Raw genomic sequence first — 16,682 nt, 5'->3', positions numbered from 1 at the left:
GTGAATGGGGGTGGAAGTGCCGGATTATTCCGCCGCTTCCTGAGGAGGTGCGAGCTCCGCCTGATCGGGGTCTACCACTTCGCGCATGTCGAGTTCGACATTGAGACCGAGCGAACGGATTTCCTTGACCAGAACGTTGAAGCTCTCGGGGATGCCCGCTTCGAAGGTGTCGTCGCCACGGACGATCGCTTCGTAGACCTTGGTACGACCAGCAACGTCGTCCGACTTGATGGTGAGCATTTCTTGGAGCGTGTAGGCGGCGCCATACGCTTCGAGGGCCCATACTTCCATCTCGCCGAAACGCTGACCGCCGAACTGCGCCTTACCACCAAGCGGCTGCTGGGTGACGAGCGAGTAAGGACCAATCGAACGCGCGTGGATCTTGTTGTCCACGAGGTGGTCGAGCTTGAGCATGTAGATGTAGCCAACCGTCACCTGACGATCGAACTGTTCACCCGAACGGCCGTCATAGACGGTCGACTGACCCGAAGCCTTGAGGCCTGCCTTTTCGAGCAGAACCACGATGTCGGCTTCCTTGGCACCGTCGAAAACCGGCGTCGCGATCGGAACACCCTTGGAGAGGTGCTCGCCGAGACGGACCATGCCATCGTCATCGAGATCGGTGATGGCGGTATCGCCAGCAAAGAGCTCCTGAACTTCAGTCCGCAGCGGCTTCAAGTCGCCATTGCGCTGATAGGCGCGGACCATCTGGTCGATCTTCTTGCCCATGCCGGCACAGGCCCAACCCAGATGGGTTTCAAGGATCTGGCCGACGTTCATGCGCGACGGCACGCCGAGTGGGTTCAGCACGATATCAACCGAGGTACCGTCTTCGAGGTACGGCATGTCTTCGACAGGAACGATGCGGGAAACCACACCCTTATTGCCGTGACGGCCGGCCATCTTGTCGCCTGGCTGGATCTTGCGCTTGGTCGCGATGAAGACTTTCACCATCTTCATGACGCCAGGAGGCAGCTCATCGCCACGCTGGAGCTTGTCGACCTTGTCGATGAAGCGCTGTTCGAGCAGACGACGGCTTTCTTCATACTGAGCATGGAGAGCTTCCATTTCAGTCATGACCTTGTCGTCTTCGATGGCGAACTGCCACCACTTCGAACGCGGCTGCGCTTCAAAGATCGAGTCATTGAGCTTGGTGCCAACGACATAGCCCTTCGGACCTGCCGTCGCGGCCTTGCCGAACAGCATTTCCTTGAGACGGGCATAGACGTTACGGTCGAGGATCGACTGTTCGTCGTCGCGGTCCTTGGCGAGACGCTCGATTTCTTCGCGCTCGATGGCCATGGCGCGCTCGTCCTTGTCGATGCCGTGGCGATTGAACACGCGCACTTCAACGACAGTACCAGCATCGCCCGGCGGAACGCGGAGCGAGGTATCACGAACGTCCGAAGCCTTTTCACCGAAGATGGCGCGGAGGAGCTTTTCTTCCGGCGTCATCGGGCTTTCGCCCTTGGGGGTGATCTTGCCGACGAGGATGTCGCCCGGCTGAACTTCAGCACCGATGTGAACGATACCGGCTTCGTCGAGGTTCTTCAGCGCCTCTTCCGACACGTTCGGAATGTCGCGCGTGATTTCTTCAGGACCAAGCTTGGTGTCGCGGGCCATGACTTCATATTCCTCGATGTGGATCGAGGTGAAGACGTCCTGCATCGCGATTTTTTCGCTCAGCAGAATGGAGTCTTCGAAGTTGTAGCCATTCCAGGGCATGAAGGCGACGAGCACGTTGCGGCCGAGAGCGAGATCGCCCAGTTCGGTCGAGGGACCATCGGCGATGATGTCGCCCTGGTTGACGTGATCGCCGACGACGACCAGCGGACGCTGATTGATACAGGTCGACTGGTTCGAACGCTGGAACTTCATCAGGTTGTAGATGTCGACGCCCGACTTCGACGCATCGGTTTCTTCCGTTGCGCGAATAACGATACGGGTCGCGTCCACCTGATCGACGACACCCTTGCGCTTGGCAACGATGGCGGCGCCGGAGTCACGGGCAACCACTGGCTCCATGCCGGTGCCCACGAACGGGGCTTCGGCGCGCAGCAGCGGCACAGCCTGACGCTGCATGTTCGAGCCCATGAGAGCACGGTTAGCGTCGTCATTTTCAAGGAACGGGATCAGCGAAGCAGCGACCGACACCATCTGCTTGGGGGAAACGTCCATAAGGTCGACGTTTTCCTTGGGCGTCAGGCCGTTGTCACCGGCGTGGCGAGCCACGACCAGGTCATCGGACAGCGTGCCGTCAGCATTCACCTTGACGTTGGCCTGAGCGACGTAGTGCTTGGCCTCTTCCATTGCGGAAAGGTAGACGACGTCGTCCGTAACCTTGCCATCGACGATCTTGCGATACGGGGTTTCGATGAAACCGTACTTGTTGACGCGCGCAAAGGTCGAGAGCGAGTTGATCAGACCGATATTCGGGCCTTCTGGCGTTTCGATCGGGCAGATACGGCCATAGTGCGTCGGGTGCACGTCGCGGACTTCGAAGCCAGCGCGCTCACGGGTGAGACCACCAGGTCCAAGAGCCGACAGACGGCGCTTGTGGGTGATTTCGGAGAGCGGGTTGGTCTGGTCCATGAACTGCGACAGCTGGGACGAACCGAAGAACTCGCGCACAGCGGCGGCAGCCGGCTTGGCGTTGATCAGGTCCTGGGGCATGACCGTGTCGATTTCGACCGAGCTCATGCGCTCCTTGATGGCACGTTCCATGCGGAGCAGGCCAAGACGATAGGAGTTTTCCATGAGTTCGCCGACGGAGCGAACGCGGCGGTTGCCGAGGTTGTCGATGTCATCGATTTCGCCACGGCCATCGCGCAGATTGACGAGGGTGCGAACGACTTCGACGATGTCTTCCTTGCGCAGAATGCGCATGGTGTCCGGAGCATCGAGCTCGAGACGCATGTTCATCTTGACGCGACCAACGGCCGAAAGGTCGTAGCGTTCGGCATCAAAGAACAGCGACTGGAACATCGCCTCAGCGGTGTCGACGGTCGGCGGCTCACCCGGACGCATGACGCGGTAGATATCGAAGAGCGCGTCTTCACGGCTCTCGTTCTTGTCCACGGCCAGCGTGTTGCGCAGGTACGGCCCAATGGTGATGTGGTCGATATCGAGGATCGGCAGCTCGTCAAAGCCGAGGTCGACCAGCTTGGTCAGCAGCTTTTCGTCGAGCTCGTCGCCGGCTTCAGCGTAGATTTCACCGGTCTTGAGGTTGACGATGTCCTGGGCGATGTAGGCGCCAAAAAGATCGGCATCGGTCGCGAGGAGGTGGGTCAGGCCGTTTTCAGCCAGCTTCTTGGCCTGACGGGCCGAAAGCTTCTTGCCACCTTCATGAACGACGTCGCCGGTCTTGGCGTCGATGAGATCGTGGCTTGGCTTGGCGCCCTTCCACTTCTCGGCGTCGTAAGGCACGCGCCAGCCATTGTCGGTCTTTTCGTAGTTCAGCGTGGTGTAATAGGTGTCGAGGATTTCCTCGGCATCCATGCCCAGCGCCTTGAGCAGCGAGGTGACCGGAATCTTGCGGCGACGATCGATACGCGCATAGACGATGTCCTTGGCGTCGTATTCAATATCGAGCCAGGAACCGCGGTACGGGATGATACGGCCAGCGAACAGGAGCTTGCCCGAAGAGTGGGTCTTGCCCTTGTCGTGATCGAAGAACACGCCAGGCGAACGGTGCATCTGCGAAACGATGACGCGCTCGGTGCCGTTGACGATAAAGGTGCCGTTCGACGTCATGAAGGGCATGTCGCCCATATAGACGTCCTGCTCCTTGATGTCCTTGACCGAGCGCGCGCCGGTTTCTTCGTCCACTTCGAACACGATCAGGCGCAGCGTGACCTTGAGCGGGGCAGCGAAGGTGATATCGCGCGCACGGCACTCGTCGATGTCATACTTGGGCTGTTCGAATTCGTAGCGCACGAATTCGAGCGATGCGGTGTTCGAAAAGTCGGTGATCGGGAAGACCGAACGGAAGACGGACTGAAGCCCTTCATCACCGCGACCGCCCTTGGGCTCGTCGACCATGAGGAACTGATCATAGGAAGCCTTTTGGACTTCGATCAGGTTGGGCATCTCCGTGACTTCGTGGATGGAACCGAAGGACTTGCGTACCTTGCGGCGGCCGTTGAACGTGGTAGCCATGAAAGCTCCTGTTTCTGGTTTCGCGCCCTGCCCTTTCAGGCTCAGCGCTCCACTTTTTTGCTTTGTCTCGGAGGCAGATATCCAAAGACCCGACTATCAGCCGTCGGCGCTCGGGATATATGCCTGGTAGTCATTTTGCAGCGACGTCATTGCGGGAACCAGTTTCCCACCAAGACGGTTTAGTCAGGCCCGGTCGATATCGCATTCAAGCGACCCGGCAGACCCAGCCAGATCGATCACAGCTTCGTGAGAAACAGCTATAGACCCGATTTGGGAACGGCCCAAAGCGAGGTCAACAGAGGCTCCACGAGGCCCGCGACATCAAAAATCGTCATATATTTCCGCAAATTGGCGCCAGACCCATCCAATCGGCCCGGCGAATCGTCCCGTAGAAAACGGGAAAGCGAGATGGCACATATAGCGCCACCTCGCTCAAATCAAGTGCTAAAGCGAACTTACTTGAGTTCGACCTTGGCGCCAGCGTCTTCCAGCTTCTTCTTGATGTCTTCGGCTTCGGCCTTGGTGGCGCCTTCCTTGACAGCCTTCGGAGCGCCTTCAACCAGAGCCTTGGCTTCGCCGAGACCCAGGCCGGTGATGGCACGGACTTCCTTGATGACGTTGATCTTGTTGTCGCCGAACGAGGCGAGGATCACGTCGAATTCAGTCTTTTCTTCAGCGGCCGGAGCAGCAGCGCCACCGCCAGCAGCGGCAACAGCAACTGGAGCGGCGGCGGAAACGCCCCACTTTTCTTCCAGCATCTTGGACAGTTCGGAAGCTTCCAGAACGGTCAGGGCAGAGAGATCATCAACGAGCTTGGCGAGATCGGCCATTTTTTACTCTTTCCAGAATGTGTTTCAGTTCGAACAGATAGTGTTTGTCGGAACGGCTTATGCCGCTTCGCTCTTTTCGGCGTGAGCCTTGAGTACACGGGCGATGCCGGCACCTGGCTGCACGAGAATGGAAGCAATGTTGGTCGCCGGCTGCTTGACGAGACCTGCGAGCTTGGCGCGCAGTTCGTCGAGAGACGGAAGAGTTGCCAGAGTCTTGACGCCATCGACATCAAGAGCGGTCGCACCCATTGCACCACCGAGAATGACGAACTTTTGGTTCTTCTCGGCGAAAGCTGCTGCGATTTTCGGCGCAACGATGGGATCTTCCGCATAGGCAATCACGGTCGGGCCTGTGAACAGACCCGAGATGTCCGCGACATCGACTTCCTTAAGAGCGAGCTTGGCAAGGCGGTTCTTGGCGACCTTGACCTTGCCGCCTGCCTTCTTGACCTGCACGCGCAGATCAGTGAACGCAGCAACGGAAAGACCAACGTTCTGCGCGACGACGATCGATCCAGCGCCCGCGAGGGCTTCCTGGAGCGAAGAGACGACTTCGCGCTTTTCCGCTTTTTCCATGCTAGTCTCCACTAGACTAGGCCCAGTATGCCCGAGGGCATGCAGGGACCATTGCCAATTGCTGCCCCCTCCCCTTTTCAGGTTCGGAGAGCAACGGTTAGTGCCTGCCAACCAGGAGTCACGGTGGACTATGGTCTAGGTTCGAACCGAAACCGAAATTTCGGTGTCTCACCCCGTCTATTGCTGGCTCCGGATGGAATTATCGACCCGAGGGGCGACCGGCAGTCTCGGACAGGACTTCTGCCACTCTATTCGAGAGGCGACACCGGGCGGCCTAGACCGCCCGGAATTCTTGAATGCTCTAAAACTTAGAGCGCGGTACCGGGCTCGACATGGACGCCAGCGCCCATGGTCGAAGAGACGGCGACCTTCTTGACGTAGGTGCCCTTGGCGCCAGCAGGCTTGGACTTCACGACAGCGTCGGTGAAGGCCTTGATGTTCTGGAGAAGTGCTTCTTCCGAGAACGAAACCTTACCGATACCAGCGTGGATGATGCCGGCCTTTTCGACGCGGTATTCAACAGCGCCGCCCTTGGCTGCACCGATCGCACCCTTGACGTCCATGGTCACGGTGCCGACCTTGGGGTTCGGCATCAGGTTGCGTGGCCCGAGGATCTTACCGAGACGGCCGACGAGCGGCATCATGTCCGGGGTGGCAATGCAGCGATCGAAATCGAGCTTGCCGGACTGGATGGTCTCGAGCAGGTCTTCTGCACCGACGATGTCGGCGCCAGCGGCCTTGGCTTCGTCAGCCTTGGCGCCACGGGCGAACACGGCGACGCGAACGGTCTTGCCGGTGCCGTTTGGCAGGGAAACAACGCCACGAACCATCTGATCGGCGTGACGCGGGTCAACGCCCAGGTTCATCGCGATCTCGACGGTTTCGTCGAACTTGGCCGAAGCCTTCGACTTGACGAACTTCACCGCTTCTTCGAGCGAGTAGAGCTTGGTGCGGTCCAGGCCTTCACGACCAGCGGCGACCTTCTTTGCGATCTTTGCCATAACTATCAGCCCTCGACCTGGATGCCCATGGAACGGGCGGAGCCGGCGATCATCGAGATTGCGGCCTCGACGTTGTCGGCGTTGAGATCAACCATCTTCTTCTCGGCGATTTCACGCAGCTGAGCCGTCGTGATCGTGCCAGCAGAATCCTTGCCCGGAAGCTTGGAGCCGGACTTGAGGTTTACGGCCTTCTTGATGAAGTAGGTTACCGGCGGCTGCTTCATCACGAAGGTGAAGCTCTTGTCGGCATAAGCGGTGATCACGACCGGAATCGGAGCACCCTTTTCGATCTCCTGCGTGGCCGCATTGAAGGCCTTGCAGAATTCCATGATGTTCAGGCCGCGCTGACCGAGCGCAGGGCCGATCGGCGGAGATGGGGTTGCCGAACCAGCGGCAACCTGCAGCTTTACGTAGCCAACGACTTTCTTTGCCATTTTCTATCCTCTTAATGCCGAAACCGGCAGTTGAGCCGTGGTGCGGTTTCCTGACGCCGGCAAAGCGCCATCCCCTTCCACGGGTTTCAGCACTCAGCTTGCGCTGAACACTGGTGCGATTTCGGCTTGAGCCGAAACGCTGACGCGATTTTTGGCTGACGCCAAAAACGCTGAGATCAGACTTTTTCAACCTGACCGTATTCGAGCTCCACCGGAGTGGGGCGCCCGAAAATCGAAACTTCCACCTTGAGGCGGGAGCGCTCTTCGTCGACTTCTTCCACGATGCCGTTGAAGCTGGCAAATGGACCATCGGACACGCGAACGCTTTCGCCAACCTCGAAGCTGACGGAAGGCTTTGGATGCTCGACGCCTTCCTGCACCTGCTGCAGGATCGACATGGCTTCCTTTTCGGAGATCGGCATGGGCTTGTTATCAGCACCAAGGAAGCCGGTCACCTTTGGAGTATTCTTGATCAGATGGAAGGTCTGATCGGTCAGGTCCATCTTCACCAGCACATAGCCGGGGAAGAACTTGCGCTCCGTATCGACCTTACGGCCGCGACGGATCTCAACGACCTTTTCGGTCGGCACGATGACGTCGTCGAACAGATGCTCGAGCTTGGTCTGGGCGACCTTTTCCTTGATCGCGTCCGCAACCTTGCGCTCGAAGTTCGAGTACGCCTGAACAATGTACCAGCGCTTGGCCATACCGCCTCGCCGCTCCTCGTTAGTCGCCTGATCCGCTTAGCGGATCGAAAGCATCAAAGACACCAGCCACGAAATGATCTGATCGGCGGCCAGGAAGAAGAGGCTCGCGAAGATCACCAGTACCAGGACCATGATGGTCGAGATGACAACCTCGTTGCGACTCGGCCAAGTGACCTTCGATACTTCCGTGCGAACCTGCTGGAAGAAGGTGATCGGATTGGTGCGGGCCATAGGCAGTCGATTCCGGTTGTCTTGGTGCAAAACCAAAGGCCGCGCAGGACTCCCGCACGGCCGGATCGGGGCTATCTAGTCAATCTTGGCGGCAAATGCAACCGTCATTAACGGAGCCTCCACCTTTGCCGGACCCCGCGGCTCATCATTTGTGTAAAGCATATCAGCAGAAAACTGTGGAATCTTCTTGCTTCCCCAAGCTGGTTGGATTTGGATCGAATTGCGGCCAAAACGTGACGCCTGAGGAGAGGCGGATCAATGTCGTTCGAGATCAAAAACTGCCAGCTCATGCACTTTGGCCCTCACAGGACCATTGCTGGCCGCATTGTGGGCGTCGTCCGCGTCAAGATCGCCGAAGAGTTTCTGGGCACGTTCACCAACTATACGCTCGATCTCAAGGTCAAGGCGGATGTGGGGGTCGTCAGCTCCGAAGCCGTGCGCCATGCCCTCCTCGCCCATGCGGCGCGACAACTCAACAAGCTCAAAGTCCGGCACCAACAGCGGCTGCCCGCAGCCGCTGAATAGAAGTCCTATTCAAGCCTGTGCAAGTTGGTCCGCCCCACTTGCACAACACACGGTTTGCCGTTAGACACACCCTCGCCTGAAGGGGTTTAGCTCAGTTGGTAGAGCATCGGTCTCCAAAACCGAGGGTCGTGGGTTCGAGTCCCCCAGCCCCTGCCAGGCACTCAGTTCGGACATTGCCGAACCCGATACTTCCAGAACATCGCTGAAATTCTCTCGAAGACGGATGTCGTTTTCGTGCGTTGCGTTGAACTGCGCATCCAAAACCTTATCTTAAGCCCATGCCCGCGAAGAAAAAGCCCTATGACGGTCCCGTCCTGACAGCGGAATGGCCCCTGCCCGCTGCGGCGACGCTCGGATCGTCCGTGCGGGCCAAAGGCATCCTGCTAGAGGTGCGCGCCAAGCTTGCGTCTGCCGCTAAGAAATCGATCGATGTGCGCGGCAATGTCCTGGTGCTGACAGTGCCGGAAAACGAGCCGCAGCAGTTCAAGGCGACGTCCGCTATCGTGACGCGCACGCTCGACGGCATCGAGAACCTTCAGGTCATTCCGCGCGAAATCGAGGATATCCTCACCATCAAGACCAGCGAGCGGCATCGGTGGCTGAAGGATGGCCGGCTGCAAAGCGCCGGCACGCGGACGGTAAAGCTGCGCGGGCGAGCTCGAAAAATCACGTTTCATGTCTTCGACCCGCGCTTTGTCGAAGCCGTTCTCAACGACGACCTCGTGACCACCTGGCGCGAGGATGACATCGAAACCAAAGCAGAGAATCGACGGCGGGCGAGCGAGATGCGGGCGCTGATGCGACGCCCCAAGACATCTTCGGCCAAGCCCGCGCCGGCAGATAGCCCGGAGGATGCGGCTGCTGGTGAGCTACGCGGTCTCGCAGAATTTCTGCGTGAAGGCTTTCTGCGCTGACCGGACCGCACCACTTCGGGACGATCTTAACCTTATTGCTTAAGCGCGATTTAAGGGACCGATAGACGAGCGCAACCGTGCGGCTATCATTGCATCTCCTCCAACGGAGTTGGCAGCACCATGGAAACGGCATTGCCAGTCATCATGCTGGTTTTGGGCGCGTCGGGTTTGGCCTGCCTCGTCTGGGTGCTGCTGCGCAGCCTTGGGCACAAAAGCGAGCCCTTTGTGACCCCGCCCAAGCGTAAATATGAGCCACCGCCGAATGACGAGGACGTCGATCGCATGGTCGCTGCCCTGCAGGCAAAGGCGCATCAGAAAGATTGATTTGGTGTTATTTCGCCGAGAAGGGCTATATCCCTAAGGCCGTGCAGTGGCTGAACTTTTCAGCCGGTGGTGGAGGGGACTGGATTCGAACCAGTGTACGCTAAGCGAGCAGATTTACAGTCTGCCGGATTTAACCACTCTCCCACCCCTCCACATTCTCGGGTGAGAACCGAAGCGCCTTGGCGTTTCGTCGGGGCGGTTTATGGTTGGCTGTCGCAAAGGTGTCAACACCCTTCCGAACGCGATGTGCAGAAATCTTGTGATAGATGAAAAAACTGGCCCTATCTTCATGCCCAGCCTTGCCTTGTTCGCCGGGTTCGCGCTAATCCATTTTCCGCCTCAGGGCCCAAGCGGGTATAGCTCAATGGTAGAGCAGCAGCCTTCCAAGCTGAATACGCGGGTTCGATTCCCGCTACCCGCTCCAGAAGCCGCCATTCGGCTTCGCACTCGAGCGCGTGGCGATTTGCGCCAGGGCCGCTTGAGTTCTTGTTTTTCGCATGTCTTTTTCCTCAAACCGATCTCCGCGTTTAGGGGACATGCCCGGAGGCGTTAGGCGCTTGCTATGAGCCGCAACAAATTCCCGCCAAAACCCAAATATGATCCCGATACCGGCCCAGTTTATCTCTATGGCCTGCATACGGTGCGCGCGGCGCTCGACAATCCGCTGCGGCTGAAGAAAGAGCTGTTGGCAACGCCGAATGCGCTTAACCGTCTCAAGGAGACTGGCGAAATCGGCAAGGTTTTCGTCAAGGAAACGACGCCGAAGGATCTCGATCGGCTGCTCGGCGGCGAAGCGGTGCACCAGGGCGTGGCGCTCGAAGTCGATCCGGTGAGCCGGTTCGGCCTTTCCGATATCAAGCAGTTGCGGCTCGTCGTGGTGCTCGATCAGTTGACCGATCCGCACAATGTCGGGGCGATCCTCCGCACCGCCTGCGCATTCGGCGCCGACGCCGTCATCACCACCGCGCGCCATTCGCCGCGCGAAACGGGCGTCATGGCAAAGGCCGCGTCAGGCGCGCTGGATCTCGTGCCGATGATCGAAGTGCGCAACCTCGCGGACGCCCTCGAAACCCTCAAAGAACGTGGCCTGACCGTCTTGGGCTTTGATTCCGAAGCCCCTGCCCCGATCAAGGCGCGCACGGACGACGCGCCGATGGCCGTCGTGCTCGGCGCGGAAGGCAAGGGTCTCCGCCAGCGGACGCGCGAACTCTGCGACGAGATGGTGCGGCTCGATATGCCTGGCCCGATCAAATCGCTTAACGTGTCGAATGCGGCCGCTATCGCCCTTTTCGCCGCAACCGCGGGGCGTCAGGCATGAGCGCGTTCGAACCCTTCGCCATTGCGCTGCGCCTTTCGGGTCTTACCGTCAGCCAGCTCGACGCAGAAACCTCGCTCAAGCAGCTTCTCGTTCGCTATGAACCCGAGGATGTTGAAGGCAGCTTTTACGGCCAGGTGGAAGTGCCAACGGACAACGCCGTCCGCGCGATTCTCGAGCTTGCAGAACGGTCCGGCTTGGCGATCGAAACCATGCTCGGCGACCGTCGCCTCGGCCGCGCCGTGCTCGACATAGCCTTCGATTACCCAGCGGAAGGCGAAGCCATGTCCGCCCGCCTGCCGGCCCATGCCGCTGCAGCCATCGCGCAGCACGGGGTCGATCTGGAATTTTCGGTCTACTTGACCGATGTCGAGGACGACGAAGAGTAAGCTTGGGTGCTCGTAGCGAGCGGGTCGGATTTCCCGATTGTTTTTTAAACCGGTTCGCTAACCACTTCCTTGCCTGATTATTTTTGGCGTTAGCTCGGTAGTCGCGTGCATGGTCAAACCATGCATGCGAATCGTCTTTCGCAACGCTGAGCGCGGCGATGCTGCCTCCTGTCCTGGACGGATATATCAAGCCTCGTAGAACTGATCGATTTCAGCCGGCAGGAGCTCATTTAGCTCCCCGATCGATCCTTCACGGATGGCAACGTAGAGCAGCGTCTGGTCGCCCGGATCCGCGCAGACCAGTTGACGGGGATCGTCATTTCTCGAAAAGCGCTTCAAATTGGCGCAAAGGTCGGCGGGCGGGTATTTCCAGAGGTAGGAGCACTCGATTGTCTCGGTTCGACCTGCAATCGAGAACGCGATAGTCGCGGTCCCCTGTCCTCCGTCTGCCGGTAGCGTGACGACGACATCCTCAGACCGCACCGGATGACCGAGTGAGGTCAGCACCGAGGCGGTGATGTCTGCCAGAAGTGATGCATCGTATTCGGTGTGCGCCGGCACAAAGGTCATGCGACCGATGCGGGTGCGACCAAGATCGTGCAGCATCGAAAAAGAGCCAATGGCTTCATAAAGGCCGATAGCCTGTCCTGGGTCTATCTCCTGCATGGCGTTCCAGAGAGACATCGCATCGACTTCGCCCGGACTGAGACCGTCGACGGCCTCGAGCGCGGCGATCGTAGCGGCAAGCACCTGCAGTTCCGATGTCGTCGGCTCGACGGGCGGCTCGCGCGAGGTCCCGGAAGGCATTCCCATCGCTAACGATGCCGTCGGATCCCCTGCGGGCGCCATATCGTCCCGTCTACCGATCTCAAATTCAGTGGTGGGTCTGCCTGGGGTCCTCGAAGGCATCCCCCTCGCGAACCCGGCTGGCTTGACCATTCCAAAAACTGCAAGCGCGACGAATGCTACGCACGCCACGAGGACGACCCACCCGACGGCATCAAGCGGTTGCCTTAGCATGACCGTCGTGGCACCCGCGAGGGCAAAGAACAGGGCGCCGGCGATAAGCTCAACTTTAGGCAAATGCGCCTCCTCAGACTGATCGAATTTATCGAGAGGAGACGATCGGAGCGAATAGGCCGACCCATCTCATCCAGCGCCTCGGTCATCAAGAACAGCGGTGTGTCATTACCAGGTCGTGACTTTCCCATCAGCGTCCTAAAACGGCCAGTCTCTAGAGCCGAAGCAAGGCGCGCCTTAGCGCGCCTTCAATGTTCAGTTTTTCTCGACGGTTCGCCACAGAGAGTAGCCGATACCAGCGGCAAGAATTGCAAACGTCACACCAAGCGACCATTCGGCCGGGAATTTGTCCCATCCCATCAGGTCGGCGACGAATATCTTCGAGCCGATGAACACCAGCAGCACCGCAAGAGCATGCTTGAGGTAGGCGAAGCGGTGGATGACGGCGGCCAAGGCAAAATAGAGGGCGCGAAGACCCAGGATCGCAAAGATGTTCGAGGTGTAGACGATGTATGGATCAGTGGTGATGGCAAAGACCGCCGGTACAGAGTCCACTGCGAAGATCACGTCCGCAATCTCGATCATGACGAGCGCCAGAAACAGCGGCGTCATGTAGCGATGGACGCGGCCGGTCTTGGGGTCTGCCTGCTGCACGAAGAACCGATCACCATGCAGCTGCTCGCTTACGCGAAAGCGCTTCTTCATGAAATTGAGCACGGGATTTTTGCTCAAGTCCGTTTCGCCGTGACCGCCCATCAGCATGCGAACACCGGTGAAGATGAGAAACGCGGCAAAAACGTAAAGCAGCCAGCCGAATTCGGAGACAAGCGTGGCGCCGAAGCCGATCATGACGGCGCGCAGGACGATCACGCCAAGAATGCCCCAGAACAGCACGCGGTGCTGTAGATGACGGGGAATAGCGAGATAGCCAAAAATCATGGCGATAACGAAAACATTGTCCAGCGCGAGACTCTTCTCGACGACAAACGCGGTCAGGTATTCGACGCCGGGTTGCGCGCCCAATTGCCACCAGACAAAGCCACCAAACGCTAAACCGAGGGTGATGTAGAAGCCGGACAGCAGAAGACTTTCGCGCACTTCGATCTCATGGCCATCGCGATGAAGGACGCCAAGATCGAAGGCGAGAAGAAGTGCGACAAGGCCGATAAAGCCGAGCCACATCCACATGGGCTGGCCGAGAAAGACTAGGGTAAAAAGCTCCATGATTAGCGCTCCTCGCCCTCTACACCACCGCTAAGGCGGTCAAATCCGAACGCCAGCTCGATACGGTGCAAAGCGCCAAGCTCGACCGGATGAACCAAGCCATCCGCGATGATCACCTTGTGGCAAATGTTGCGGATGGACTGTTTTTCGGCCGCTGTCAGCTCGAGAGCTTTCAGCGTTTCAAGCGCCCGATCTTGCGCCAGATGGGGGTCGTAACTGTAGGCTCTCGCATGGTCCGCCAGCTCTTCTGCCAGCTCGGCCACGGAGAAACCTTCAAACGCCGGACTGGCGAGAAAAGCCTCTACAAGCTTTCGACGCTCCCGAAGGTCAATACGGCCATCGGCGTGCGCGATGATCGCTGACGCAGCCACCAACGCTTCGAGATAAGCGCCAGAACGAGCACGGTCGGCCTCATACTTTATCAGACGATTGGATTGCTCATGGCGTGCGCGCAACTGCTGGCCACGCGGAAACAGGTCGTCGTCGCGAAATTTTACTTTAGACATCAAAAACTCCTCTCAAAGTGCCACTCGGGGACTGAGGGGAGTGCGTCGGAACACCGGCTTGAACGATCGGGCACCTGACGCGGTACCCTCAGGTGCCGCCAAGGTGATCCGACATCGCGGGGCAGCATCGCTGCCAGCGCCAGAGGGGCCCGGTCACGGCAAAGGAGATCGGAACGCTATTTCAAAAGTTCAAGTGCCACTTAGCGGTGTCTGAGCATCCACGCGATCTACAACGTCAGTCGGGGATAGATTCTTAGTGTGGATCTTGTCTGACACGATTGTGCGCTGAGACGTCCACGCCGCCCGGAACATCGATCCGCTCCTCCCGTTGCCCAAGGGTTCAAGAGGAGTGAAATAATGCAGGTTTTGACCCGTTCGCTGACCGTCGCAGCTATCGCATTTGCGCCATTGCCGGCTTTGGCACAGACGACGTCGCCGTTTACCTTGCCGGATCTGCCCTATGAATATGGCGCGCTGGAGCCGGCAATCAGCGCTGAAACCATGGAGCTGCACCATGGAAAGCACCATCAGACCTATGTGGATAGGCTCAACGAAGCCATCGAGGGGGGAGATGCGCCGGCAACGGCAACGCTTGAGGAATTGGTGAGTGCGGCAGGTACTTATCCCCCCGCTATTCGCAACAATGCCGGCGGGCACTGGAACCACACTTTCTTCTGGGAGACCATGGCACCAGCGGATGGTGTCGGCGAGGCCAGTGCCGATCTGACCGCAGCTATCGAAACCGTCTATGGCTCGATGGACGATTTCAAAACCGAATTCGAAGCCAAGGGCGCGGCCCAGTTTGGTTCAGGCTGGGTCTGGCTGATCGTCAACGAGGCAGGCCAACTCGAGATTACTTCGACGCCCAACCAGGATAATCCTTTGATGGATGTTGCCGAGGTCAAGGGCACCCCGATCCTGGGCAACGATGTTTGGGAGCACGCCTATTACCTCACATACAACAACCGCCGGGCCGAATATCTCAGTGCTTGGTGGGATGTGGTGAACTGGTCAGAGGTGTCTGAGCGCTACCAGGACGCCCTCGCGCAATAACGTCGCGCAGCACGCGAGGGCGTTGACGCGCCCTCGCGTGCGGCTTTGCGCGCCGACTACACCGGCATGTGATCCCCTACCCTGCAACGCAGACCGTGGTGAATCCGTCTAGTCACAGGCGACTTTGCCCAATTCTATTCGAGCGTCGCTGTTCCTGATGCTCGATCACCAGCCGTCATAGGAGATACCGATGCGCCCGATACCCCTATTGCTCGCGAGTACCGCGCTTTGTGCGTCATTGATGCCAGCCTTGGCCATGGGCCAGGACAGCGGCTCGGTCGAGACCCAGGCGCCCAATGCCGCAAATCAGCAGCCGGCCTTTGACGGCCAGACCCGCGCGCCGCAGCCAGCGGAAAGGCCCGAAGTCGAGACGACGGTCATCGCGGAGAACTTGCCGCAACTCTGGGCCATGGAATTCCTTCCCGATGGCAGAATGCTCGTGACCACCAAGGCGGGCGACATGCATATCGTCACCGCGGAAGGCGAAGTTGGCGAGGCGATTTCCGGCCTGCCTGAAGTCGATGCGCGCGGCCAGGGCGGACTGCTCGATGTAGCGCTGGCGCCGGACTATGAAACATCAGGCCGGATCTACTTCTCGTTCTCCGAGCCGCGCGAAGGGGGCAATGGCACGAGTGTTGCGCATGCCGTCTTGACGCCCGATGACGCCAATGGCGGCGCACTCGAGGATGTGAAAGTCATCTTCCAGCAGATGCCTACCTACGATGGCGACAAGCATTTCGGTTCGCGGCTGGTCTTTGCGCCGGATGGCGCCCTGTTCGTTACAGTTGGCGAGCGCTCCGACGTAGAAACGCGCAACCAGGCGCAGGATATCGGCAGCGGTCTCGGCAAGGTCTTCCGCATCGATGCGGAAGGCGCGGCTCTTCCGGACAATCCCTTCATCGAGACGGAAGGCGCGCTGCCCGAAATCTGGAGTCTGGGCCATCGCAACATGCAGTCAGCGGCCCTTGATGGCGAGGGACGTCTCTGGACCGTCGAACATGGCCCCAAGGGCGGCGATGAGCTCAATCGGCCGGAAGCCGGCGTCAATTATGGCTGGCCTGAAGTGACCTATGGCATCGACTATAGCGGTGCGCCAATCGGCGAGGGTATTACTGCAACCGAGGATACGACACAGCCGGTCTATTATTGGGACCCGGTGATCGCCCCGTCCGGCATGGCCTATTATGACGGCGCTGAATTTCCGGAATGGAATGGCGCCTTCCTGATCGGTGGTCTTGTAACCAAGGGCGTCGTTATCGTGCATCTCGATGGCGATCAGGTAGCCTCGGAAGAGCGGGTGCCGCTTGAAGCCCGCGTGCGCGACGTCAGAGTCGGCTCGGATGGCGCCGTCTATGCGGTGACCGAGAACCCTGACGCCGGGACGTCCTCAATCCTACGCTTGAGCAAAGCTACTTCCTAAATGAGACACTCTGGCGAGGCGTCCGCGCCTCGCCACTTTCTTCTCGCCATTACCG

Annotated in this window: 17 protein-coding genes and 3 tRNA genes; 9 read left to right on the top strand and 11 right to left on the bottom strand. The window is 58.9% G+C overall.

Features of this window, described 5'->3' with window-relative positions; translation table 11 throughout:
* Nucleotides 1-24: 24 nt before the first annotated feature.
* The 7 genes from rpoB to secE all read right to left on the bottom strand — a co-directional run bounded on the left by rpoB (nt 25) and on the right by secE (nt 7,937).
* Nucleotides 25-4,158, bottom strand: a complete 4,134-nt coding sequence (rpoB, locus tag ASE94_RS16210; RefSeq protein WP_062631242.1) for a DNA-directed RNA polymerase subunit beta — start codon at nt 4,156-4,158, stop codon at nt 25-27.
* A gap of 455 nt (nt 4,159-4,613) precedes the next feature.
* Nucleotides 4,614-4,988 carry a 50S ribosomal protein L7/L12 gene (rplL, locus tag ASE94_RS16205; protein ID WP_061906848.1) on the bottom strand — a complete coding sequence of 125 codons (375 nt, stop codon included), beginning with the start codon at nt 4,986-4,988 and terminating at the stop codon, nt 4,614-4,616.
* 57 nt (nt 4,989-5,045) lie between these two features.
* A complete protein-coding gene (gene rplJ / locus ASE94_RS16200; RefSeq protein ID WP_061906849.1) occupies nt 5,046-5,564 on the bottom strand; it encodes a 50S ribosomal protein L10 in 519 nt (172 codons plus the stop codon).
* 308 nt (nt 5,565-5,872) lie between these two features.
* Entirely contained in the window at nt 5,873-6,565 is a 693-nt protein-coding gene (rplA, locus tag ASE94_RS16195; protein WP_061906850.1) for a 50S ribosomal protein L1, read from the bottom strand.
* Nucleotides 6,566-6,570: 5 nt separating this feature from the next.
* Nucleotides 6,571-6,999, bottom strand: coding sequence for a 50S ribosomal protein L11 (rplK, locus tag ASE94_RS16190; RefSeq protein WP_061906851.1), 429 nt, complete (start codon nt 6,997-6,999; stop codon nt 6,571-6,573).
* Between the two features lie 176 nt (nt 7,000-7,175).
* On the bottom strand, nt 7,176-7,706 hold the full coding sequence (gene nusG, locus ASE94_RS16185; protein ID WP_035080778.1) for a transcription termination/antitermination protein NusG: 531 nt from the start codon (nt 7,704-7,706) through the stop codon (nt 7,176-7,178).
* 36 nt (nt 7,707-7,742) lie between these two features.
* Nucleotides 7,743-7,937: a preprotein translocase subunit SecE gene (gene secE / locus ASE94_RS16180; RefSeq protein WP_061906852.1), complete on the bottom strand. Its 195-nt coding sequence runs from the start codon at nt 7,935-7,937 to the stop codon at nt 7,743-7,745.
* 258 nt (nt 7,938-8,195) lie between these two features.
* On the opposite strand from secE, the gene ASE94_RS16175 reads away from it, so the two are divergent.
* From ASE94_RS16175 to ASE94_RS16160, 4 genes are all read left to right on the top strand, one after another.
* A complete protein-coding gene (locus ASE94_RS16175; RefSeq protein ID WP_062631241.1) occupies nt 8,196-8,462 on the top strand; it encodes a hypothetical protein in 267 nt (88 codons plus the stop codon).
* Nucleotides 8,463-8,542: 80 nt separating this feature from the next.
* Nucleotides 8,543-8,618 (top strand) — tRNA-Trp (locus ASE94_RS16170).
* Nucleotides 8,619-8,740: 122 nt separating this feature from the next.
* Entirely contained in the window at nt 8,741-9,376 is a 636-nt protein-coding gene (locus ASE94_RS16165) for a hypothetical protein (RefSeq protein ID WP_062631240.1), read from the top strand.
* A gap of 120 nt (nt 9,377-9,496) precedes the next feature.
* On the top strand, nt 9,497-9,700 hold the full coding sequence (locus ASE94_RS16160) for a hypothetical protein (RefSeq protein WP_062631239.1): 204 nt from the start codon (nt 9,497-9,499) through the stop codon (nt 9,698-9,700).
* 67 nt (nt 9,701-9,767) lie between these two features.
* Here the strand turns inward: ASE94_RS16160 and ASE94_RS16155 are convergent.
* A tRNA-Tyr gene (locus ASE94_RS16155) sits at nt 9,768-9,852 on the bottom strand.
* A gap of 198 nt (nt 9,853-10,050) precedes the next feature.
* Between ASE94_RS16155 and ASE94_RS16150 the strand changes: the two genes are divergently transcribed.
* The 3 genes from ASE94_RS16150 (at nt 10,051) to ASE94_RS16140 (ending at nt 11,404) form a co-directional block, all read left to right on the top strand.
* Nucleotides 10,051-10,124: transfer RNA gene (locus tag ASE94_RS16150), tRNA-Gly, on the top strand.
* Nucleotides 10,125-10,262: 138 nt separating this feature from the next.
* Entirely contained in the window at nt 10,263-11,018 is a 756-nt protein-coding gene (gene rlmB, locus ASE94_RS16145; RefSeq protein WP_062631238.1) for a 23S rRNA (guanosine(2251)-2'-O)-methyltransferase RlmB, read from the top strand.
* Nucleotides 11,015-11,404 carry a hypothetical protein gene (locus ASE94_RS16140; RefSeq protein ID WP_061906857.1) on the top strand — a complete coding sequence of 130 codons (390 nt, stop codon included), beginning with the start codon at nt 11,015-11,017 and terminating at the stop codon, nt 11,402-11,404. Before rlmB ends, ASE94_RS16140 begins: the two co-directional genes overlap by 4 nt.
* Nucleotides 11,405-11,590: 186 nt before the next feature.
* On the opposite strand, the gene ASE94_RS16135 is transcribed toward ASE94_RS16140, so the two are convergent.
* The 3 genes from ASE94_RS16135 to ASE94_RS16125 form a co-directional block, all read right to left on the bottom strand.
* Nucleotides 11,591-12,211, bottom strand: coding sequence for a hypothetical protein (locus ASE94_RS16135; RefSeq protein WP_156352176.1), 621 nt, complete (start codon nt 12,209-12,211; stop codon nt 11,591-11,593).
* A 468-nt stretch (nt 12,212-12,679) separates the two neighbouring features.
* Nucleotides 12,680-13,648, bottom strand: coding sequence for a TerC family protein (locus tag ASE94_RS16130; RefSeq protein WP_062631236.1), 969 nt, complete (start codon nt 13,646-13,648; stop codon nt 12,680-12,682).
* Between the two features lie 2 nt (nt 13,649-13,650).
* The gene (locus tag ASE94_RS16125; RefSeq protein ID WP_062631235.1) at nt 13,651-14,154 is read right to left on the bottom strand and encodes a TerB family tellurite resistance protein; all 504 of its coding nucleotides are present in this window, start codon (nt 14,152-14,154) and stop codon (nt 13,651-13,653) included.
* Between the two features lie 357 nt (nt 14,155-14,511).
* Between ASE94_RS16125 and ASE94_RS16120 the strand changes: the two genes are divergently transcribed.
* Entirely contained in the window at nt 14,512-15,207 is a 696-nt protein-coding gene (locus tag ASE94_RS16120; RefSeq protein ID WP_061906861.1) for a superoxide dismutase, read from the top strand.
* Between the two features lie 241 nt (nt 15,208-15,448).
* Nucleotides 15,449-16,627 (top strand): PQQ-dependent sugar dehydrogenase, encoded by a 1,179-nt coding sequence (locus ASE94_RS16115; protein ID WP_244484134.1) that lies wholly within the window; start codon nt 15,449-15,451, stop codon nt 16,625-16,627.
* Nucleotides 16,628-16,682: the final 55 nt, after the last annotated feature.

Origin of the sequence: Devosia sp. Leaf64 (assembly GCF_001421945.1) — a bacterium.
In the GTDB taxonomy this organism is placed as follows: domain Bacteria; phylum Pseudomonadota; class Alphaproteobacteria; order Rhizobiales; family Devosiaceae; genus Devosia.
The sequence above is the reverse complement of the archived record's forward strand: the minus strand, read 5'-3'. Positions and strand labels throughout refer to the sequence as shown.